Origin of the sequence: Paenibacillus sp. NPDC058177 (assembly GCF_042883835.1) — a bacterium.
GTDB lineage: Bacteria > Bacillota > Bacilli > Paenibacillales > Paenibacillaceae > Paenibacillus_AQ > Paenibacillus_AQ agri.
This window is the reverse complement of the sequence record NZ_JBHVVB010000004.1, coordinates 476,278-497,283: the sequence shown is the minus strand read 5'-3', so window position 1 is coordinate 497,283 and position 21,006 is coordinate 476,278. Positions and strand designations below refer to the sequence as shown.

Sequence of the window (21,006 nt, the reverse complement as noted above, 5' to 3'; positions counted from 1 at the left end):
TGTGCGGAATGGATCGACTGAACTGAAAGCCGTACAAAGGAATGATCTAAAAAGAACGGCCTGGGATAGCACCGTTCAAATAATATTTTTTTATCGTAAAAAAGAGCGACTTTACACCACTACTCGGCACGCAGCTCCAACAAGGCATCACGAAGCTCTGCGGCACGTTCGAACTGTAGGTTCTTGGCCGCGTCCTTCATCTCGGCTTCGAGACGCTGCATTAGAGACTGACGCTCTTTCTTGTTCATCTTGCTACCCGCTCCGGTCAGATAATCAGCCTTCGACTCTGCAACCTTCGTTGCTTCGATGACATCACGTACCCGCTTATGGATCGTTGTTGGTGTAATACCATGCTTCTCATTATAGGCGATCTGAATGGAACGACGGCGCTGAGTCTCACTAATTGCCTTATCCATAGAGTCCGTAATTCGGTCACCGTACATCAGTACCCGTCCTTCGGAGTTCCGCGCGGCGCGACCAATGGTCTGAATGAGCGACCGCTCCGAACGAAGGAACCCTTCCTTGTCGGCATCGAGAATGGCAACCAATGATACTTCTGGTAAGTCCAGACCTTCTCTCAGCAAGTTAATCCCCACGAGCACATGGAACGTACCCAGACGGAGATCGCGTAGAATGGCCATCCGCTCCAAGGTTTTGATATCAGAGTGCATATAGCGGACCTTGATTCCGATTTCTTTAAGATAATCGGTCAGATCCTCCGACATTTTCTTAGTGAGAGTAGTGACGAGCACCCGTTCATCCTTGGCGATACGATCGTGAATCTCGCTAATCAGATCGTCGATCTGACCCTCGGTTGGACGAACCTCAATAATAGGGTCCAGCAGGCCTGTAGGCCGGATAATCTGCTGCACCATTGTTGGGCAATGCTCCATTTCATACGGTCCAGGTGTAGCCGACACATATACAAGCTGGCTTGCCTTGCCCTCGAACTCCTCAAATTTGAGCGGCCGGTTATCAAGCGCAGACGGCAAACGGAACCCGTGGTCTACGAGAACGTTCTTGCGCGCTTGGTCACCATTGTACATCGCCCGGATTTGTGGCAGCGTCACATGCGATTCATCTATGACAATAAGCATGTCATCCGGAAAATAATCCAATAGAGTATAGGGGGTCGCCCCTCGTTCCCGGAAGGTAAGCGGACCAGAATAGTTCTCGATCCCGGAGCAGAAGCCCACTTCCTTCATCATCTCGATATCATAGCGTGTACGCTGCTCTAACCGCTGTGCCTCCAAGAGCTTACCTGCATCGCGCAGCGCAGTCAGACGCTCTTCCAGTTCACGTTCAATATTGACGAGCGCCACCTTCATGGTCTCTTCCTTCGTTACAAAGTGAGATGCCGGAAAAATAGCGACATGATCGCGCTCACCAATCAGTTCACCTGTCAGCACATCAATCTCTGTAATACGCTCGATCTCATCGCCGAACAGTTCAACACGGATGGCATGCTCCCCTTGGGAAGCCGGGAAAATCTCAATGACATCACCCCGCACACGGAAGGTGCCGCGTACAAAATTCATATCATTACGCTGATACTGAATATCCACAAGCCGGCTCAGAATCTGGTTTCGCGGCTTCTCCATGCCAACCCGCAGCGATAGCAGCAATCCACCGTATTCCTGCGGCGAGCCGAGGCCATAGATACACGACACACTCGCCACGATAATTACATCACGACGTTCGAACAAAGAACTGGTCGCCGAGTGACGCAGCTTATCTATCTCTTCGTTTATGCTGGAATCTTTCTCAATATAGGTATCGGAGGAAGGAATATAGGCTTCAGGCTGATAGTAATCGTAGTAGCTGACAAAATAGTCTACCGAGTTGCTAGGAAAGAACTCCTTAAACTCACTCGCAAGCTGTGCAGCCAATGTCTTATTATGTGCGATCACCAGTGTGGGGCGGTTAAGCTTCGAAATCATTTGTGCGATGGTAAAGGTCTTTCCCGTTCCTGTCGCTCCCAGCAGCGTCTGGTGCCTCTTGCCCTGCCGGATGCCTTCTACTAATTCCTCTATGGCATGAGGCTGATCGCCCTGGGGTGTATATTCGGACTCCAGTTCAAAAGTCTTCGTGCTGAGGACAATATCACTCATTTGCCCGTCTCCCCTCTATCGACTAAAATATATTAATATATTATTGTTATCTGAAAATAAGCTCTTCATACGATGGTGATAAAATTTGGAAGATAAGAATACTTGTTCCCGTTCATTATACAGTGTTGACGGTAACGTTGCAAACCATAATATATAGAAATTTAAGGAGCATGCAGCATGGATATTACATCAATAATCGGTATTGTGGCCGGACTCGCGGCCATGATCGGCGGCTTCTTCTGGGAAGGCGGAAGCCTCAGCGGCCTGCTACAGCCGAATGCCGCCCTCATTGTGTTTGGAGGAACGCTTGCAGCTATACTGATCAGCTTTCCGGCATCCAGATTGCGCACCCTTCCTGCTGCGCTGTCGCTGGCTTTTGGCAAAAACGCCGGAAACACTGAAGAAAAAGCCGAAGAAATCATTGCAATGGCAGCGATTACGCGGCGCAACGGGGTTCTTGCTCTGGAGAAAAGGGCAGAGGAGCATCCTGACCCCTTCACCCGCGAAGGCCTGCAACTCATGATCGACGGTACCGACCCTGAGCAGGTCCGGCAAATCCTGGAGCTGGAGATGGACGCTCTGGAAGCCAAACATGAAAGCTATGCCAAGATTTTTGAGGCAGCCGGAGGCTATGCGCCTACTATGGGCATCATCGGTACGGTGATGGGTTTGATTCACGTACTAGGAAGTCTAACTGATCCTTCAAGCCTAGGTCCCTCCATCGCGGTCGCCTTTACGGCAACGCTGTATGGGGTTGCCAGCGCCAATCTTATTTTTTTACCCATTGCGTCCAAAATCAAATCCCGCAGCCAGGAGCAACTGCATGTTATGGAAATGCTGCTCGTCGGTATCCTCGCACTTCGTAACGGGGAACATCAGCAACTGGTGCGCAAGAAGATGAATTCTTTCATTAATGATTTGGCTCCAGCTCCCGCTGAGTCTATCCGCTCAAGAGGCCATTCATGAGACAGCGAAATCGCCGAAAACAGAGAGGAACCGAACAGGACAGCCGTGACCGCTGGATGATCACTTACGCAGACCTTATTACGCTACTGCTTATTTTTTTCGTTGTTCTTTATGCAATGAGCAGCCTGGACACGGAGAAGTATAATGTCGTCACTGGCTCGTTATCCCAAACCTTCAAGAACGGGAGCGCCTTACCAGGCGGAGGCAACGGTCTTCTGGATGGGCAAAAAGGATTAAACGGCACCAGCCCAGGCCGGCAGTCGCAACCAGGTAGTCCGGCACCGGGAAAAGGGCAGGACGCAGGCGGAGCCGAGTCCAGCGAAGGACCTTCCCCAACGAAGTCGGACAACTTGAAACCTTCAGATCGAGAGCTGGCTTTTCGCGAGCAGGAAGCCCGGCTTGCCGAACTGATGGGCGTGATCACCAAATATGTAAAGGACAATAATCTGGGCGACCAGATCTTTGTAGCTGATAAGCCGCAAGGCATCGCGATCACACTCAGTGACCGTTTTCTATTCGATCCTGGCAACGCGGCGCTTAAAGACCCTGCCCTTCCTGCGTTGAAGCAGCTGTCAGGTCTGTTCCACGGAATCGGTGCTACTATAAGCATTGAAGGCCACACCGACAACATGCCACTCTCTAAGCTATCCCGTTATAGCGACAACTGGGAGTTGTCCGGGGCCCGGGCCCTTTCTGTCCTGCGTTACTTTGTGGACAAAGAAGGGCTGAAGCCAAGTACATTCCAGTACGCGGGTTATGGCGATACGCGCCCGGCGTCCGACAATTCTACCGAAGCCGGACGGCAGAAGAACCGCCGCGTAGAGATTATCGTGCTGCGCCAGCTTCAGGGCAAATAACAAACTTATGCAGGTATAGTATATATACGAAAGTAAGAAAAGCTCCCGCGCCGCCTATTAAACGGCCGGGAGCTTTTCTCATACTTAATTAGCAATCCCATCTATTTTTATGAGCATAAAGATCTAATTTTTCACTAATGCGAATTATCACCCCTATCTAAACTCATTCATAATTTCCGATAACAACCTAATAAATCGACTTTTCAAGAATGGAAAATCGTGTTATTGTCGAATTGTGAAGAATAGTTGATTTCAAAAGGGGATGACTTATGAAGTTTAGTATCAGCAACAAAATATTAACTGGTTTTTTAATTATTGCAATTTTTTTAGGATTTATCAGTTTCATATCTTTTTACTATTTACAGGAGATTGATGAATCGTACACCGATCTGGTTAGCAGGCGAGAGAAGATTTTAGCTAATTCCAAAGATATCCGAGCAGACTCTATACAGCAAATGAGCAGTTTACGCGATTATATGCTTAACCAGGACAAAGAGCAGCTTGATAAGCTGCATGATGTGAATGGGAAAATGTCAGAACTAGCGACCGCCACTTTAAGTATGGTACGGCGGGATATCGATAAAAACGACATCAAAAAATTGCAGGAACTGAATCAACAATTCAACGCAGATGCTACCAAGGTTGCTGCATTAATAGACTCAAATAAAGAAGCTGGAATAAAATCCTCTGCTGATGTACTTCAGATTGGTCGGGATATGCAGGAGCTTGCAAACACTATCGCTGACAGACAGCAGAAGCTGGTTGATGAGGGATCTCAAAACAATTCAGCGATGGTTGCCTCAATCAAAAGAGCAATTATGATTATTAGTATCGCAGCCTTCCTTCTGGCTATTCTTGTCGGAATCTTTATCTCCAGAATCATTTCCAAACCCATCGTTTCTATAGCTAACGCTGCCAAAGAAATCGCTTCGGGTAACTTGACTCTTAAAGCCATCGAGACGAAGAACCGGGATGAGGTCGGTGATTTAGCCAAATCCTTCAACCAAATGGTGACCAATCTTCGGGAACTGATTGCCCAAACCACTACAAGCGCTGAGCATTTGGCGGCGGCTTCGGAAGAATTGACGGCAAGCGCTCAACAGACCAACGTAGCGACAGAACAAATTGCTACCTTTATAGAAGAAGTGGCCACCGGATCAAACAAACAGACTCATAGCGTACGAGAAAGTGTGTTAGCCGTCAATGAAATGTCCTCAGGCGCACAACATATTGCTGCCAATGCACAAAATGTCTCCTCCTCCGCCTCTGAAGCCGCAGAAAAATCGTTTGAAGGCAGCCAGGTCATTCAACGGGTTATGGATCAAATGAGCTCCATCCACCAAACCATCAAAAATCTATCGAACGTGATTCATGGGTTGGAGACGAGATCCCAGGGCATTGGGGAAATTGTTAAAATAATTACCGACATCGCCGCACAAACAAACTTGCTGGCATTAAACGCTTCAATTGAAGCTGCACGGGCAGGAGAACAGGGCAGAGGATTTGCAGTAGTAGCAAGTCAAATTCGAAATCTAGCTGAACAGTCTTCCCATTCTTCACGCCAGATTGCCGAACTAATATCAACTATACAACAGGAAACACAGGACGCGGCACAATCTATGGAAGCCAGCATACAGGGAGTGGATGAAGGCATTCTTGTGGTACATATGGCAGGCACATCATTTGAACATATCGATCAGTCGGTACAAAGAGTATTGTCTCAAATTCAAGAGGTTGCTGCTGCTGCAGAAGAGATGTCTGCAAGTTCAGAACAAGTCAACGGTTTAATGGAATTTATATCTACGATCGCTCATGAATCCGCATCAGGCATTCAAGAGATCTCCACTTCAACAGAGGAGCAACTGGCCTCTATGGAAGAAATCTTCTCCTCTGCTTCATCTCTATCCCAAATGGCTGAACGGTTACATAGTCAAATCGACAGATTCAAGGTTTAGGCACGTTATCGCAATTAAAAATGTTGTAACAACAAAGAGCGAACGGGCATACACCCGTTCGCTCTTCAAATTAAATTAATGATTTCATCAAAAAACTCTCACTAAAACAACAATAAACGCGATAATTCCCGCCAGAATTAGCAGGTTCGTCACTTGTCTTATGAACCCTGGAGGACCCTCAAGATGCAATTTCTTTTCGTTGACATCAAAATTCGCTTTGGCTCCATAAGGGTCCATTGGTGGAGACTGCAGCGGTATGTTGTGATTATCGGACATAACGTCAGCTCCTTTTGCAAAGTTTTCTTAATTATAACATTTATATGAAATTATTCACAGTTACGTTTACTCACCTGTCACCTTCTCGGGCTCACGGAACATGTATTTCAGTAGCGGTGGAGTGACAAGGGTTGTCACAATCACTACAATAATTACGGATGTGAAATACTCTGGATGCAGCAGCCCACTTTGTAGTCCAGTAGCCGCTATAATCAAGGCAACTTCACCCCTTGAAATCATACCTGCGCCGATAATTGCCGAGGAACGGGTGTTAAATCCGGTCAAACGTGCCCCAAGGCCTCCGCCCAGCATTTTGGTCAGAATAGCGACAACAGTAAGCAGCACGACAAAACCAATCTGTCCTCCTACACCAGCAAAGGTTACGTTCAATCCGATACTCACAAAAAACACCGGTACAAAAATTGAATATGCAATGGGCTCAATCTTGGTCTCTACCGTATGTTTGAATGAGGTCTGGGCAATAGCAATACCAGCAGCAAAAGCGCCGATAATCCCGGCCATCCCGAGCAATTCAGCAAAGTACGCATAACCAAAGCAGATCACGAGCGCTGCAGTAATCGTAGCCTCAGTAACTCTAAGTGGAGCAAGCCATTTCATTAGCCTTGGGACCAGGAAGGCACCCGCGATGATTGCGACGGCAAAAAACAGTACCTTTTTACCAATTAGAAGTCCGATAGACACTTCCGTCCCTGTACCGAAAAAGCTCATCAACACGGCCAGTAAAATCACTACCAGAATATCATCCACTACGGCAGCGCCAAGTATCGTCGAACCTTCGCCCGAATTCAACTTGTTCATGTCCTTCAAAACCTGAACAGAGATGCTCACAGAGGTGGCACTCAAAATGACTCCCATAAACAAGGCATTATGGTCAGCAAAACCGAACCATTCTCCTATAGCAAAGCCACCTGCAAAGGGTAATATGATCCCACCCACTGCCACAGCAAAGGCCGATTTCCAGTTCTTGCGGAGCTGCTCCAGATCCGTCTCCAGACCGGCTATGAACATCAGCAACAGCACGCCGATCTCCGACATGTAATGAATAAATTCCCCATCCTGCACCCAACCCAGCACTGCAGGTCCCAGTACAATTCCGATTATCAGCTTGCCGAGTACTGCCGGTTGCCCCAGTCTTACAGATAAATCTCCGGCCAACTTGGTAAATAACAAAATCAACATCAGATAAAGAATAAATTGCATGGTTTCTCCCACTCCTTTTTCTCTGTCCGGGCCCCTCCTATGAGATAATGATGTCCTAAAAAAGACAAAGAGGAGCCCTTGGTGACAGGCTCCTCCTAATAGCAATAAAATATGCAATTAAATACATGTACATTAATTATAACATGAGTTTACGCCGTTGTCGTTGTCTTCCCTTAGTGACTGTGCGTTATTATCTTAGCTCTTCAAGATCCACTGGTCGGGACCGGATCAATGCAGCCACAATGTCCTGTTCATTCTGTACCTGCGCGTTGCTGAATACTGCCTGATAGCATACTCCCTGCTCCAGCCAGAAGTAGCTGATAAAATCAGGCTCGTGTGGTGCGCTTAGTTCTCCGTCAACTTTATAGGGAGCTGTCTGCAATACTTCTTGCCCCCCTACAATGACCGGTGTTACCGGTACCTGAACCTGGCCACGATCGATTCGCCCAAACAGCGCTTGCCCATCATTCTTTATCTTTGCATACAGTCCATCATCCTTGATCTGTGCAAAAGTGAAACGTGCCAAATGCTCGTTGTCACTTGATGTTTCATCAACATATCTGTTATAGAGCACTCGTGACAACTCGTCTTGTTCATTCTCGGGATAACTAAAGTTGATTTTGCTGGTCTCATTGGCACGTTCAAGTTCATAGTTCAATACTTTCAAGGGAAACTTAGGTGTAAAACCTATGGACGAAGCTGCCAGCTCCAGGTCTTCCACGTCAAGGATATCAACAATCAGCAGATCTTTATTGACGTAAGTATTTTTCATCCGTTCATCAGGAAGATTCATGGAAGCTATTAATGATTCTGACTGTTCTTCGGTTAGCGAAGCACCACCAAGGTTCAGCTTATAACCGATTTCATTACGCTCCCACAAATAGTAGATATCTTTCAAGCGATTATCCTCAGTGGCATGGATCTGGAGAATATTTAAATCACCAATTACAATTTGCTGTTCTTGTATTTGAGCTTTATTTTCACGAATAACATTAATTCGTTGCTTCACCTTCTCTGCCATGTCCTCAAGAGTATATATCCCCTCGCTTGGCACTTGTTTTAAAGCCTCCAGGATAATTTGCCCTGTCCTGTATTTCCCACTTCCGGCCTCAAAAGTCAGGGTAGCACTATTCATAAGATCCGTGCCTTTATTGGCACCCGCTGCTGAGAGATGCGCCATCTTCAGTCCATAACCCATAGGGAGCACAGCCGGCGCCTCAAAGGCAAATCCCGCTTTCTTCACCGCTCTGTCCAATCGGTTATACTGCCGGCTGCCTTGAGCCGGAAGTATATCATTACTAACGATCTTCGGATCGTTAATTCCCACAGGGACTGCGCTTCCTGAAGCATTGGTAAGTGTAACTGCGCCAAGAATTACGATGAATAAGAGGGCAGTCATAGAGATTTTATAGGACCCTTTTTTAAATGAGCTAATCATGGAGATCCTCCTGACAAGTTCTTGCCGGCGACGGGAGTTCGAGTAATAGAGCAATGTCGGTGGACGCCCTGTAGCGGAGTAACGCTTCATAAAAGCAACCATCGTCATTCCGTAGGCTGGAGCTTCCTCTTCGCCCATTGTCTCCAGTACATAGGCGTCACAAGCCAGCTCTCTGTCAGCCTTGATCGCCTTCATGCTAAGCCAGATCAGCGGATTGAGCCAATGAATCGCGGCGGCAATACCCCCGAGCAGGTTCCACAGCATATCCTTACGCTTATAGTGTGCCAACTCATGCGCTAGAATATGGGATAACTGTGCTGAATCCATCTCCCGAAGCAACGACTGAGGAATAAAGATCCACGGCTTCAGCAGACCAGAAATATAGGGACTTGCCAAAGAAGTACCCGTATAGAGCGGTAGGGGCCGGGATATCTTGAATACCTCTCTTACTTCATCAAGAAGATTCAGAATATGGGGCTCAGTCACCTGGATCAACTGCTGTCTCCGACGGTCCATACGTCTTGCGAACACCGCAAGATGGATTAAGAGGATGAGGGTGCCCGAGGACCACACGATCGCCATAACCTTCATCAGCGTTGAAAATTGTTTAGTAACAGCGTTCTCGTCATTTCCAACACCTTGATAAATTCCCTGTTGTTCCTGTGAGGCAGCACTCGGCTGATTTAGCACTCCCTCTTCCGGCAAAGGTAAAGACAACTGTCCATCCCCCATAGTGTGGCGTTGCCCAATCTGCTCTGCAGAATGTAGTAGCGTCTCCTTGACGTAACGGCCATAGTCCACCACCTTGAAAATACTAACCGGGCTTTCCGGGAATACCGGCAGCAGCAACCGAATAATAACCAACAGCCATAGCCAATGCCGAATGCGCGGGGCCAGCGTTTGCCGGAACACCCTGCGAAGAACCAGTACCACAAGAATCACAACACTAGCTGCGAGAGTGGATTCGAGAAAAGCAGCAAATCCCGCATAGAATACATTCATCTTTGCTCACCGGGTGAGTTGTTCCCTTTACGGTCTTTTTTCTCGGTCAGAATCCGTTGCAGCTCTTCAATCTCCTGCTCGGACAATACGGCCTCTTCCAGAAAATTCGTCACCATCAGATCTGCAGCTCCGCCAAATACCCGTTGCAAAAAGGATTGGCTTTCTGCCTTCACGCATTCCTTCTCCGAAACTAAGGGATAGTAATGGTAGGTTCTACCTTCTTTGTTATAGCCAATGGCTTTCTTCTTTAGCAGCCTTGTGATAAACGTACGCACGGTCTGTTCACTCCACTGGATGTCATGAGGCAGCGTAGCGGCAATATGTTCAGCTGTGATGGGATGATCACTCCAAATGATCTTCATAATCTCCCACTCTGATTCGGATATTTTGGGCACAGGGGTCATAGGTGTTGCCTCCTCCGTTTTATATCTACAAGTGTAATTCTAATCTCAGGGATAATATTACATTTGTAGATTTAGAAAGTCAAACCCTAATTTCCTGTTTCTTCAAAATAAAAAACCGCTCCTCCAAAAGTTATCTCTCGGGAGGAACGGTATATTAACTATCGTTTTAGAGTTGTCAGCCTATGCTCCGCTTCCCGCCTCATTAGGGCGGAGCGTCGCTGATCCAATCGCTAGCAATATAGCTGCCATGAGGCCCAAAATGGCGAACGGCAACCACAGTTCGGACCAGCCACCTCCGGTTGCGGCGACATCAACCGCCTGCATTGCCCATTTTTGCGGAACAAAGTTGGCAATTTTCTGCATGTAATCCGGCATGATGGAGATCGGCCAGAAGCAGCCGCCTAACATGCAGGTTGGCGTTAGAATGAGTGCGTTCAGCATACCGGTGTTGTTCTGGTTGCGGACTAGCCCTGTGATGGTGCTGGCAATCCCCATGGATACCAGCATAAAAGCGGCCAGCACCAGGAAGTAGAGATATAGCGGAACCCCGAAATCATATCCAAGAATTCCACGAGTCAACGTAAGTAATGTGATAATCTGAATTAACCCGACAAGAAAACTACCCAGGAAGTTGCCTATAGCGATCTCGTAAGCATGAACAGGAGCACTAAACATTCTCATCATGGTTCTGTCCCTGCGGTCTTTGACAATGATAGAGACGGAACTGGTCACAAGTCCCATCAGGAACAACAATGTAAACCCGGTGACACTAGTCTGCTCCGCTCGGGGATACAGATTATAATCGGTACGCTTACTTCCGACCTTATGCTGTTCAGCCTGCTGCAATACTGCTGAGAACTTAGATTCAGTATTGCCCCCGGCTGCGCTAGCCGTCCGCACTGCCTCAGCTGTATGGCCCATCCGCCCGGCAATTTCGCCAGATTTGCGCTGTAGCATAATCGAGGTCTCCGAGATTTTCAACTCGTAGAAGCTGATCTGTGGCTTCTTCCCGGCAAGCAGGTCCTCTGTATAACCAGGTGGAATGAATACGCCAGCCGTTCCTTTTTGATCCGTAATCTTGGCCTTTAGCTCCGCTTCACCAGAAGTCTGGACGAGCTTGTAATCACCGGTAGCAGCAAGCTCCGCAATGACATGCCGTCCACCTGCGCCGCTATCCAGGTTGGTATACAGCACAATAGCAGGTTCCTCGCCTGAGCTGCCTGTGGTCGTTATAATTACCGACACCACAATACAAGGCAAAATAATATAGATGAGCAAACCGGAACGGGAACCAATGGTTCGTTTTGCCATATTCCAGGCAATGGTCATGATGTTACGCATGGTATCCCACCTTCCGGTATGAGATGAGGGCTGCGCCAAACAGGACAACACAGATCAGCGCCATGGCCAACAGATTAGGCATGATCCTGGATACATCTACATGCAGCATCATTCCGAGGATCGCCTGCATCATCCAATGGTTAATCGTGAACGCCCCCACTGAGTTGACCCAGGATTCGGGGAGGGGAGCCATCCCTCCGCTCAGAAATGTCATGCAGACGGTGAGCACAGTAATCACACTGCGGGCACTTGCTCCGCTTTTGAAAAACATGGACACTACGATAGATAGCGTCATGGACGCAATAATCATCAACAGACAGAAAAGTATCAGCAGAACTGGACGGTTACCCCAATACACGCCATACAGCCAATGCGATAGCAGAATAATAGCCGAACATTGCACGATAGAGACCGTACCCACACCAAGCATTTTTCCAATGAATAGCTGGGAGCCTTTGACGGGCATGGAATTCAAGCGAAACAATGTATGTTCTTCCTTTTCATTGAACAACGAAATATTAACGGTCAGGCCGCAATAGAGCAGGAACATTAAAAGCATCGATACCGCATAGAACTGGGTGGCGCTGTACGAGCCCCCGTCCTCCCCAAGCTCTCCTAACTTCAAAGGGGACGGAGTATTCTCATTCGAAGGGGCAAACGCTGCAAGACTTTCTGGACCCAAAATCGTTGCAGCCGCCTGAATATCATTGATATGGTCGACGAAGTTATCGAACACCGTACCGGCCACCAGGTTGTTGGTATGATCTTTGCCAAGGATAAACTCCAGCTGAGCCTGCTCCCCGTTCTGTACCTTCTGGTCAAAACCTGGGGGTACTATGACGGCATATCCATATTTCCCCGCTCGGAGCCCGCTCTCTGCCGCCTCCCGGCTTGGCAACGATATAGGAATGATGATATCTTGCAGCTCAGGTGTTGACAGAAAATCCGCCACAAGTGCCGATTTTGCCGTGTTCTTGGTCGGTAGATTCACTACACCAACCCGAACGGAGTGGATGGTCTGTTTACTTTGACTGCCTACTACCCCCGACAATGAGGTACCGAGCAGAAAGATCAGCAGAAGGGGCAGCAAGAACTGATTCAGCAGAAGCGCTCTCGAACGGAACAGTCGGCGAAGCTCGTAGGTCATAATGGTCCATGTATTCATTCTTTTATCCCACCTCCATTAATCCCGCAGTGACCGTCCGGTCAAACTCAGGAACAGTGTCTCTAGATTAGGCTCGTCGACATGCAGAGAAGCGATAATTCCTTCGTGTTTGGCGAAAATAAACAAGATATCCTGAAGCTCCCCCTGAGAAGAAGGCAGATAAATCTCCACAACATCCTCCCTAACCTCTACCCGGTTGATCCGAGGATGCAGACCAAGCTCCTGAATCAGCCCAGGGTTAATATTGCTTGCTTTGATCACGATTTTTTCTTCACGAGCCACCCGCTCCCGCAGCTCCTTCTCCGTACCGCAGGCGATGATATGGCCTTTATCCATGATCGCTACCCGATCACAAATAGCAGCGACCTCCTCCATGTAATGACTGGTATAAATCACCGTAGAACCAAGTTGGTTCAGTTTCTTGACCGATTCCAGAATATGATTGCGTGACTGTGGATCAATCCCCACGGTTGGTTCATCCATAATAATTAGGCGCGGACGATGCATAATGGCACAAGCAATATTCAATCTGCGCTTCATCCCCCCGGAAAAAGAAGACGGCTTATCCTTCGCCCGATCACTAAGCCCGGTAAAAGCCAGTGCCTCTTCCACACGTTCTTTCAACAACTTGCCACGCAATCCGTATAGTTTACCGAAGAACGTCACATTCTCCGCTGCCGTCATAACCTCATAGAGCGCAAGATCCTGCGGCACTAGCCCGATTCTGCGTTTCACCTCAAGGGGATTCGCCGCTACCGAAATCCCGTCTACCTCGATGCTACCGCCATCCATGGATAAGAGGCCGCAGAGCATGCTGATGGTTGTGCTTTTTCCTGCACCGTTCGGGCCTAGCAAGCCGAAGATTTCCCCCTCCTGAATGCTGACGTTCAAGTGGTCCACTGTCAATTTGCCGTCATATCGTTTCACTACATCGGTCAGTACCGCAAGTGCCATGCATCATCTCTCCTGTCAATTCAAACTGTTATGTCTTTATTGTATCGCGGGAAGCATAGAAGTTAAGGTACAGAAGGTCACTTTATGAAGGTGACTAAAGTCATCTCCTGAAATTCACAGTCTGTATGCTATGCTAAGTAATATAAAATGAACAAAAGGAAGGCACCGCTGTGAACCGAGAGCTGACATTGCTGCGTTATGGACTTATTGTGATCCCTGCGCTGATAACGATGCATATTCAGGAATATGCCGATTACGAGTTGTTCACTTTGCACCTGCTGATTCTTTTGCTGCTGGTCGTGATGGAAGGACAACTGCCTCTAGCCTTTAGGGCATTGCTCAGTGGCATTGAGATGTTATTCACAGCCTGGCTGTGTATTCAATATGGCCCATTGATGATCTTTCCCGCTATATCTTCCCTACTGCTCTACTCACAGCTTAAGCCGCGGCTGGTGCCGGTGGTCTTTACTACTGTGCATTTGATCTCACTTAACACCGCCTTTCATTCTAGCTCACAGCTTGCGATCGCTTCCATCAATCTCGCCTTCCTGCTGGCTGCTTGTCTCATGGTACTATTGCACCGGGCCAAGCATGGGCAGGCCGAAACGCTGTTTCTCTATGATGAGCTGCGCAAACGGCATTTCGAGCTGGATGAGGCCCGAACCCGGCTTCAGCAATTCGCAGCCCAAGTCGAGAATACCGCCCAATCCGAAGAACGAGTTCGGATCGCCCGCCAATTGCATGATGATATTGGACATCGGCTGATTCGGGTGAAAATGATGATGGAAGCAGCCATTCATACGCTCCCTTCTTCCCCTGACACTGGAATGGCCCTCATGGTTCAGATTCGCGACCAGCTCGCAGCCAGCATGGATGATATGCGCGCAGCTGTTAGGCGTATTAACTACGCGCCTCAGCTCGAAGGTGCTTACGCACTGGACAGACTGCTGGAGGAGACGGGCCGCGATACCGGAATAGTCACCTCCTACAAGGTGGAAGGCATGCCGTTCCAGCTCTACCCAAGCCTGCAAGTCGTGCTTTATAAAAATGCGCGCGAAGCCATCACTAATGGGCTGCGACATGGTAAGGCCACAGCGATTTCCATCAGACTTGGCTATTCAACCATCGAGGTAACCATGGAGATTAGCAACAATGGCTTGCTTCCCCTTGATAAGAACCGATTACTGAATCGAGGAGGGATGGGACTAAAAGGCATGGAGGAACGGACCTCCCTGGTCGGCGGTACCTTGGAGCTGCGGCTGGAACCGGAGTTCACCCTAATCACTCGACTTCCAGTATATAAACAGTCTGAAATACTCTAGCTATATAAGTTGAGGCTCAACATCGTAATCAGAGCTTGCCAAAACAACTTCTTCATAACACCCGGTTTAGCAGGTTGAAGCTCACTCAGGGGAGCTAACGGACCGTAACGTCTTTATTTGCGCATCAAGCTGCTCCTGGAACATGTAGTGGACTCAGATGACGTTATTTCCTCCTAAACAGCGGATTTTGAACAGGATTTCTGCCCTTAGGAGCTCTGGGGTCCGTTATCTTCCTGCGTAGTTGAATCGATAGGCAATAAAGTCTCTGGAGTCCGTTGCTTGGCGAAGTAAGAAGTAAGAAGTAAGAACTCATTTTGCGATAGATAAACGCTCTTTCCCCAAGAAAGCAATTATAGAAAGCATACGCTGTTTCTAGGTTTTATGCGTGAATTCCAGTACATTTTAAAGCTATCTGGCGGCAAGTACGGCTTTTAGCCAAAAATCAGATTAAAGGAGACCTGCTGAACATTATGATCAAAGTTCTCATTGTTGACGACGATTCGTTTATCCGTGAAAGTCTGAAGGTGCTTTTGGGTATGGACGGCAATATTGAGGTAGCTGGAACAGCTGGAGACGGCAATGAGGCACTGGCTCTGCTGTCGGGGGGCTTAGCGGCAGACGTGGTGCTAATGGATATTCGCATGCCCGGTTGCGGAGGCGTTGAAGGCACACGGCTGATAAAAGCAAACTATCCACAGATTTCGGTGTTGATGCTGACTACCTTCGACGATGATGAATATATTATCGAGGCCCTTCGGAACGGAGCGCAGGGATACTTGCTCAAGAACATCCCGCCAGACCGTATTATCCAGGGGATCAAAACTGTACATGAAGGCAACATGCTAATCCATCCCGATATTGCCCGTAAGCTGACTACCTTCCTAAAGCCCGCGGCACAACAGGAAAACACACCCGCGCAATGCCTTGAAGCTTACGGGCTAACCAAAGCGGAACAAGCTATCGTCGCTTCTATCGCCGAAGGTCACTCCAATAAGGAGATTGCCGGTGCCTTATTCCTGAGCGAAGGTACCGTCAAGAACTACATCACCGACATCCTGAGTAAGCTCAGCCTTCGCGACCGCACGCAGATTGCGATTTTTTATTTGAAGAACATTCGGGAGTGAGGTTATAGGTTGACTGACAGGCTGGTTAAAATCCTGACGAGCGGTGAGTGTGACTAGTGCTGGCAGGCGTGATGGCGAGCGGCAGCGACTAAAAGGCCCCAACGTTCCGCCATTGCATGACTAACCCCAGGTTAGAATCCTAACTTCATTCTACATAACAGATAAATAACTTAGCCCGCAGAAACAACTGGATAAACTCCCGTTATTCTGCCCGTTAAATCATAGTTTTGCAAGAATAACTGGAAAAGATCCTGTTATTTCCTCCCCATAGCCATGAAAACCTAATAAAGCGCCGGATTAACGGGAGTTTATCCTGTTAATCCGGCGCTTTATTTCATTTCACTTTATTTAACAGGACAATTTCCTGTTAAGCACAACTCGGACCTTCTACTGCTATAAAGTGAAAGATAGACAGGAGGACCCATTAGTCTCTTGTTCTAACTTCAGAAGACTTAGCTGTTTCACAGCTCTAGAGCACCTTACACGGCCAAGGATTATCTGCATCTACCTACCTTGGATTCAGCTTTTTTAGGGAAGCAGGCGTGGATGAATTGTCCAACTGCATCGCCAAAGGCCTAATCCGCTTTGGACTCGGCAGCGGATTTCGCCCGTTTAAGATCATTAGCCGCTGAGCGGTTGCTGCGGCTGAGGCTGGCCCGCAGACTAATGATGCCGAAGATGCTCGTTGGCTTCGCCAGCGCGATGGTCGTCTCATCCGGCTCTGGCGCAAGTATGATGCCGAGCTGGTGATGATCACCATCATAGATGGCGGTCTGCAGGTACTTGCTCTCGCCTGCCCGGTTCTGCACCTCCAGCTTGCAGAACGCCGGGTTCTTGCGCAGCGCCTCATGCAGCTGCGCGGCTTCGGTCAACAGGACCCCGTTGACCTTGAGCAAGACCTCGCCGGGCAGGATGCCCAGCTCCTGCCCGGGGCTGCCCGGCAGCACGGCCAGCACTTTGCGGCCGTGCGGGGGATGCACGAAGATGGGACTGCTGCTGCGCTCTTCCAGAGCGCTGTACCAGGACAGCCCTTCGTGCAGCAGGACCGCTGCGAGCGCCGCGAGCAGCGTCAGCGGGCTCCACCAGAAGGCCAGCAGGCTGAGGCCTAGCAGGACGCCGCTGTAGATCAGCAGCCGCCCTGCCGTACGGGCAGCTTTGCGCCCCGGCAGCAGGCTGTGCGTCATCTCGCTAAAGCCGATGATGACGGGCAGGGACACGATGCCTAGCCCGCCGCCCAGCAGCGGCTGCCATGGCAGATCTCCGGTTCCGGCAGCGGCAGGAACCAGCAGGAACAGCGGCAGCGGCCAGAAGGCCTGCAGCTGAAAGCCACCGACGACCTTGCCACGCTTGCCTTTCAGGAAGAGCGGCGAAGCCAATCCGGGGCCCTGCCAACGAGCCAGCAGGGCCTCGGCCAGATGCAGCAAAGCGGCCAGCACCAGCAAAGCTGGAATGTCCATTTCCCGCAGACCGGTAACTAGAGTTCCGACTGTCCCCGTCTGGAATGCATTCGGAAAGAAAGAAAACACGAATTGTATAACACCTAGTATGCCTATAGCATAGGCAAAACATAGATAACGAACACGAATCAGCAATAGAAGCAGGGTAACAATCCAAATACAGGCCACTGCTGGACCAGAGATCGAAACACCCAGTAAGACAGCAGCAACAGATACCAGAAGTCCCATAACCAGGCCACTCCAGACTGTACGCCAAATTTCCTGACCCGGACTATGCAGCTTTACATGAATAAGTTTCCGTTCCAAGGCTACCTGTCTTCGGTAATACAGGGCAACAAAGATAAGAGCAATATAGTAATAGGGCTGGATTAGCAAATTCAGCGCTGCCTTGCCCAAGCTTCCCAACAGTTCCAGCATCACATTCAACCGTTCGTCACGCTCCTTTTCGTCCGGCTACTACATTTCTCAAAAATCAAAGAAAAAAAGAAGGCTGAATTCAGCCTTCTTACTTGTTCGACGATGCTGACTTGATTTCCTTCTGAATCTCTTCAATTCCCTTATTCCGTTGATTATCATTGGCCGGATTCTGGATAGCCTTGATCAATGCCGCTTCCAGGGTCTCCGCAGTCTTGGCATCGATAATGCCTGTGACCGTTAGCTTGGCTGTGCTCTGGAATTTCTTCACCGCTTCTTTGGTAGCAGCGTCGAAATATCCATCTTTACGGCCCGGCTTATAGCCTAGTCCATCCAGCATAATCTGCGCACTCTTTACATCTGCACTGTTCATATTGTATTGCAAGGTCGCGCTCTTATTGATCGGAGCTACCGAGAAATAGTCGGGCTGAGCCACTGCAATATCTGGCTTGATGCCTTTGCCGTGAATCCAAGTGCCGTCAGGCGTCAGCCATTTGGCAATCGTGATCTTCAGCAAACTGCCGTCTCCGAGCTGCTTGTCAAAGCTGGTCTGCACCGTACCCTTGCCGAACGAATTATCCCCGATCAGCTTGGCGCCTGCCGATTGCTGCAAGGCCCCTGCCAGAATTTCCGATGCACTTGCGCTGCCTTTATTCATTAGAACAACAACCGGATATGCTTTGCTGGATCCTTTGGATTTACTAAGCTCACGATTTTTGTTCTTATCTTCAACTTGCACAATGGTTTTACCTGACGGAACGAACTGCTCCGCCATCTGAATCACTACAGGAAGTACACCACCAGGATCGTTACGGACATCGATGACCAATCCCTTCATGCCCTGCTTCTCCAGCTTGTCCAGCTCTTCCTTGAACCGCTCTGCTGTATTCATGGAGAATTGAGTCACCTCGATGACACCGACATCGCCCTTTTCCAGCTTGGCGTAGACGGTCTCCAGTTTCACGTCATCACGGGTGATGGCAAACTCCAACGGCTCTGCGGAGCCGGCACGCTGAATTTTGAGCGTCGCCTTGCTGCCCTTAGGACCGCGAATTTTAGCAACAGCTGCATTTAACTCCAGACCCTCCAAGGATTCACCGTTGACGGAAAGAATCACGTCTTTGGCCTGAATGCCCGCTTTCTCAGCAGGTGATCCTTTGATCGGAGACACAACGACAACCTTGCCATTCTCCGAGGAGACTTCGGCTCCAATTCCGGAGAATGAGCCTTCGATGCTCTCCTCGAATTTCTCTGCCGTTTCTTTACCCATATAATTGGAATACGGATCGCCCAGCGCTTCCATCATCCCATTGACAGCACCGTCGATCAGCTTGTTCCGATCTACAGTTTCATAGTAATTCCCCTCAATCAAACCAAGAGCCGTACCCAGCTTCTTGGCTTCCTTCTGATCCAGGCCGCTGCTTCCGTTAAGCGCAGAGGAAATTGCACCTTGCCCTGCAGCTTGTCCGGAAATCTGCATATAACCGGTCACACTCAGGGTCAGCAAGCTGCCGCACAGTAGGGCGGCGATCATTAAAAACGCCGCTGTGCTTTTCTTCAACATCAGTTCCCACCGTCCCTTCTTGTCCCTCTCTCGAACCTTGCGTTTTACCCGTTCAGCATAGAACGGTATCCCTTCCAGTATATGCCCTATGTCCAATTAATATTTATTAGTCCGAAAATTACAGGTACGGCATCGGATTAACAGGCTTACCGTCGATCCGGACTTCAAAGTGAAGATGGGGGCCCGTGGAACGCCCAGTGGAACCGGACTCCGCGATGACCTGACCACGACTCACGTGATCACCGGCTTTCACCTTAATCCCGCCGTTACGAATATGGCCATACAGTGTCCACATGCCGCCACCATGATCAATAATCACACAGTTGCCGTACCCGTTCCACCATTCCGCTACCAGCACTGTGCCGGAATCTGCAGCATGGATACTGGTTCCTTGCGAAACGGCAAAGTCCGTACCGGTATGCAGCTTCCCTACTTCTCCTGTGACCGGATGGGTTCGGTAACCATAAGGAGAAGAGATTCGCGCTGCACCTACAGGTCTCAAAAGCGGACCGTCTCCGCCTGCATAAGCTGTGGAGCTTGAAGAAGATGCTGCCTTAGCTGCCTTCTTCTTGGCCTCAGCCTCTCTGCGGGCAGCTTCAGCCTTAGCAGCGGCTGCCTTTCTCGCCGCTTCCTCTGCTTTAAGCTTATCCTTTTCCTTCTCCAAGTTAGAACGCTGACTGGCCAGCTCTACAAGCTTCGTATTCTGTTCCTCACTGATATCATCAGAGTCCTGAATTTCCTTGTCATAGTAAGCGATAAGTTCTTGTTTATCCTTTTCCTTCTCTTTTAGCAGACTGCGCTGCTCCTCCAAATCGGTGTAGAGCTGCTTGGCTTGGGCGTACTTTCCTTCCAGCTCTTGCTTCTTGTCGATGACAAGCTGCTTGTCCACCTTATGCTGCACCAGAAGATCCTGATCCTGATCCACGATCAGCTTCAGGGAATCCGCCCGGTCCAGGAAGTCGGTGAAGCTATTAGACGAGAGCAGCACATCCAGGTAGGATACGGCTCCGTCCGTATACATAAGGCGTACCCGAGACTCCAGAACCTTTTCCCGAGAAGCGATACGCGCTTCCGCATCATCCAACTGAACAGCCGTCTGATTCAGTGACTTCTCTGTATCGGCGATTTTGCCAGAGATATCTTTCATCTTCCCTTTAACCATATCTACTTGCCCCAGCACATACTGCAAATTCATATTAGTCTTGTTCTTATAGTGCTGTGCTTCCTGATTGCGCGAAGCAGCCTTCACCTGCTGCTCTTTGGCTTCCTTAACTTCTTGCTGCAGCTTCTTGAGCTGCTTGTCGATTTCGGCGACACTCTTTTTGTTGGCATATCCTTCAGAGGGCCCGAACATAGTGACAGTCAGCAATAATACGGCTAACCCGGCAGCAATCTTCTTCAACTCGCACTCCCCATCCTTTATCCAAAATCAAAA

Annotated in this window: 16 protein-coding genes; 5 read left to right on the top strand and 11 right to left on the bottom strand. The window is 49.1% G+C overall.

Going from position 1 to position 21,006, the window contains the following annotated elements:
- Positions 1 to 119: 119 nt before the first annotated feature.
- Entirely contained in the window at positions 120 to 2,111 is a 1,992-nt protein-coding gene (gene uvrB / locus ACFVU8_RS19325; protein WP_387429398.1) for an excinuclease ABC subunit UvrB, read from the bottom strand.
- A 177-nt stretch (positions 2,112 to 2,288) separates the two neighbouring features.
- On the opposite strand from uvrB, the gene ACFVU8_RS19320 reads away from it, so the two are divergent.
- The 3 genes from ACFVU8_RS19320 (at position 2,289) to ACFVU8_RS19310 (ending at position 5,889) form a co-directional block, all read left to right on the top strand.
- Positions 2,289 to 3,077 (top strand): flagellar motor protein, encoded by a 789-nt coding sequence (locus ACFVU8_RS19320; protein WP_387429396.1) that lies wholly within the window; start codon positions 2,289 to 2,291, stop codon positions 3,075 to 3,077.
- Positions 3,074 to 3,934, top strand: coding sequence for a flagellar motor protein MotB (locus ACFVU8_RS19315; RefSeq protein WP_387429393.1), 861 nt, complete (start codon positions 3,074 to 3,076; stop codon positions 3,932 to 3,934). The genes ACFVU8_RS19320 and ACFVU8_RS19315 overlap by 4 nt, the downstream gene beginning before the upstream one ends.
- A 269-nt stretch (positions 3,935 to 4,203) precedes the next feature.
- A complete protein-coding gene (locus ACFVU8_RS19310) occupies positions 4,204 to 5,889 on the top strand; it encodes a methyl-accepting chemotaxis protein (RefSeq protein WP_387429391.1) in 1,686 nt (561 codons plus the stop codon).
- A gap of 87 nt (positions 5,890 to 5,976) precedes the next feature.
- On the opposite strand, the gene ACFVU8_RS19305 is transcribed toward ACFVU8_RS19310, so the two are convergent.
- The 7 genes from ACFVU8_RS19305 to ACFVU8_RS19275 form a co-directional block, all read right to left on the bottom strand.
- Complete coding sequence (locus ACFVU8_RS19305; protein ID WP_387429389.1) at positions 5,977 to 6,165, bottom strand: hypothetical protein; 189 nt, start codon at positions 6,163 to 6,165, stop codon at positions 5,977 to 5,979.
- Between the two features lie 66 nt (positions 6,166 to 6,231).
- The gene (locus ACFVU8_RS19300) at positions 6,232 to 7,386 is read right to left on the bottom strand and encodes a cation:proton antiporter (protein WP_387429386.1); all 1,155 of its coding nucleotides are present in this window, start codon (positions 7,384 to 7,386) and stop codon (positions 6,232 to 6,234) included.
- A 190-nt stretch (positions 7,387 to 7,576) separates the two neighbouring features.
- Positions 7,577 to 9,826: a M56 family metallopeptidase gene (locus ACFVU8_RS19295; protein ID WP_387429384.1), complete on the bottom strand. Its 2,250-nt coding sequence runs from the start codon at positions 9,824 to 9,826 to the stop codon at positions 7,577 to 7,579.
- Positions 9,823 to 10,230: a BlaI/MecI/CopY family transcriptional regulator gene (locus tag ACFVU8_RS19290; RefSeq protein ID WP_387429382.1), complete on the bottom strand. Its 408-nt coding sequence runs from the start codon at positions 10,228 to 10,230 to the stop codon at positions 9,823 to 9,825. The genes ACFVU8_RS19295 and ACFVU8_RS19290 overlap by 4 nt, the downstream gene beginning before the upstream one ends.
- Positions 10,231 to 10,410: 180 nt before the next feature.
- Positions 10,411 to 11,571, bottom strand: a complete 1,161-nt coding sequence (locus ACFVU8_RS19285; protein WP_387429379.1) for an ABC transporter permease — start codon at positions 11,569 to 11,571, stop codon at positions 10,411 to 10,413.
- Positions 11,564 to 12,736: an ABC transporter permease gene (locus ACFVU8_RS19280; RefSeq protein WP_387429378.1), complete on the bottom strand. Its 1,173-nt coding sequence runs from the start codon at positions 12,734 to 12,736 to the stop codon at positions 11,564 to 11,566. Before ACFVU8_RS19280 ends, ACFVU8_RS19285 begins: the two co-directional genes overlap by 8 nt.
- A gap of 18 nt (positions 12,737 to 12,754) precedes the next feature.
- On the bottom strand, positions 12,755 to 13,690 hold the full coding sequence (locus ACFVU8_RS19275) for an ABC transporter ATP-binding protein (RefSeq protein WP_387429376.1): 936 nt from the start codon (positions 13,688 to 13,690) through the stop codon (positions 12,755 to 12,757).
- A gap of 170 nt (positions 13,691 to 13,860) precedes the next feature.
- On the opposite strand from ACFVU8_RS19275, the gene ACFVU8_RS19270 reads away from it, so the two are divergent.
- The gene (locus ACFVU8_RS19270) at positions 13,861 to 15,012 is read left to right on the top strand and encodes a sensor histidine kinase (protein WP_387429374.1); all 1,152 of its coding nucleotides are present in this window, start codon (positions 13,861 to 13,863) and stop codon (positions 15,010 to 15,012) included.
- A gap of 470 nt (positions 15,013 to 15,482) precedes the next feature.
- Positions 15,483 to 16,136: a response regulator gene (locus tag ACFVU8_RS19265; RefSeq protein ID WP_387429372.1), complete on the top strand. Its 654-nt coding sequence runs from the start codon at positions 15,483 to 15,485 to the stop codon at positions 16,134 to 16,136.
- A gap of 575 nt (positions 16,137 to 16,711) precedes the next feature.
- Here the strand turns inward: ACFVU8_RS19265 and ACFVU8_RS19260 are convergent.
- The 3 genes from ACFVU8_RS19260 to ACFVU8_RS19250 all read right to left on the bottom strand — a co-directional run bounded on the left by ACFVU8_RS19260 (position 16,712) and on the right by ACFVU8_RS19250 (position 20,973).
- Positions 16,712 to 18,019, bottom strand: coding sequence for a PDZ domain-containing protein (locus tag ACFVU8_RS19260; protein ID WP_387429369.1), 1,308 nt, complete (start codon positions 18,017 to 18,019; stop codon positions 16,712 to 16,714).
- Between the two features lie 79 nt (positions 18,020 to 18,098).
- Positions 18,099 to 19,571, bottom strand: a complete 1,473-nt coding sequence (locus ACFVU8_RS19255; protein ID WP_379466420.1) for a S41 family peptidase — start codon at positions 19,569 to 19,571, stop codon at positions 18,099 to 18,101.
- A 118-nt stretch (positions 19,572 to 19,689) separates the two neighbouring features.
- Complete coding sequence (locus ACFVU8_RS19250) at positions 19,690 to 20,973, bottom strand: murein hydrolase activator EnvC family protein (protein WP_379466421.1); 1,284 nt, start codon at positions 20,971 to 20,973, stop codon at positions 19,690 to 19,692.
- Positions 20,974 to 21,006 lie beyond the last annotated feature (33 nt).

Coding starts and splice junctions, on each gene's coding strand:
- uvrB (WP_387429398.1), bottom strand. CDS start 2,111: ATGAGTGATATTGTCCTCAGCACGAAGACTTTTGAACTGGAGTCCGAA.
- ACFVU8_RS19320 (WP_387429396.1), top strand. CDS start 2,289: ATGGATATTACATCAATAATCGGTATTGTGGCCGGACTCGCGGCCATG.
- ACFVU8_RS19315 (WP_387429393.1), top strand. CDS start 3,074: ATGAGACAGCGAAATCGCCGAAAACAGAGAGGAACCGAACAGGACAGC.
- ACFVU8_RS19310 (WP_387429391.1), top strand. CDS start 4,204: ATGAAGTTTAGTATCAGCAACAAAATATTAACTGGTTTTTTAATTATT.
- ACFVU8_RS19305 (WP_387429389.1), bottom strand. CDS start 6,165: ATGTCCGATAATCACAACATACCGCTGCAGTCTCCACCAATGGACCCT.
- ACFVU8_RS19300 (WP_387429386.1), bottom strand. CDS start 7,386: ATGCAATTTATTCTTTATCTGATGTTGATTTTGTTATTTACCAAGTTG.
- ACFVU8_RS19295 (WP_387429384.1), bottom strand. CDS start 9,826: ATGAATGTATTCTATGCGGGATTTGCTGCTTTTCTCGAATCCACTCTC.
- ACFVU8_RS19290 (WP_387429382.1), bottom strand. CDS start 10,230: ATGACCCCTGTGCCCAAAATATCCGAATCAGAGTGGGAGATTATGAAG.
- ACFVU8_RS19285 (WP_387429379.1), bottom strand. CDS start 11,571: ATGCGTAACATCATGACCATTGCCTGGAATATGGCAAAACGAACCATT.
- ACFVU8_RS19280 (WP_387429378.1), bottom strand. CDS start 12,736: ATGAATACATGGACCATTATGACCTACGAGCTTCGCCGACTGTTCCGT.
- ACFVU8_RS19275 (WP_387429376.1), bottom strand. CDS start 13,690: ATGGCACTTGCGGTACTGACCGATGTAGTGAAACGATATGACGGCAAA.
- ACFVU8_RS19265 (WP_387429372.1), top strand. CDS start 15,483: ATGATCAAAGTTCTCATTGTTGACGACGATTCGTTTATCCGTGAAAGT.
- ACFVU8_RS19255 (WP_379466420.1), bottom strand. CDS start 19,571: ATGTTGAAGAAAAGCACAGCGGCGTTTTTAATGATCGCCGCCCTACTG.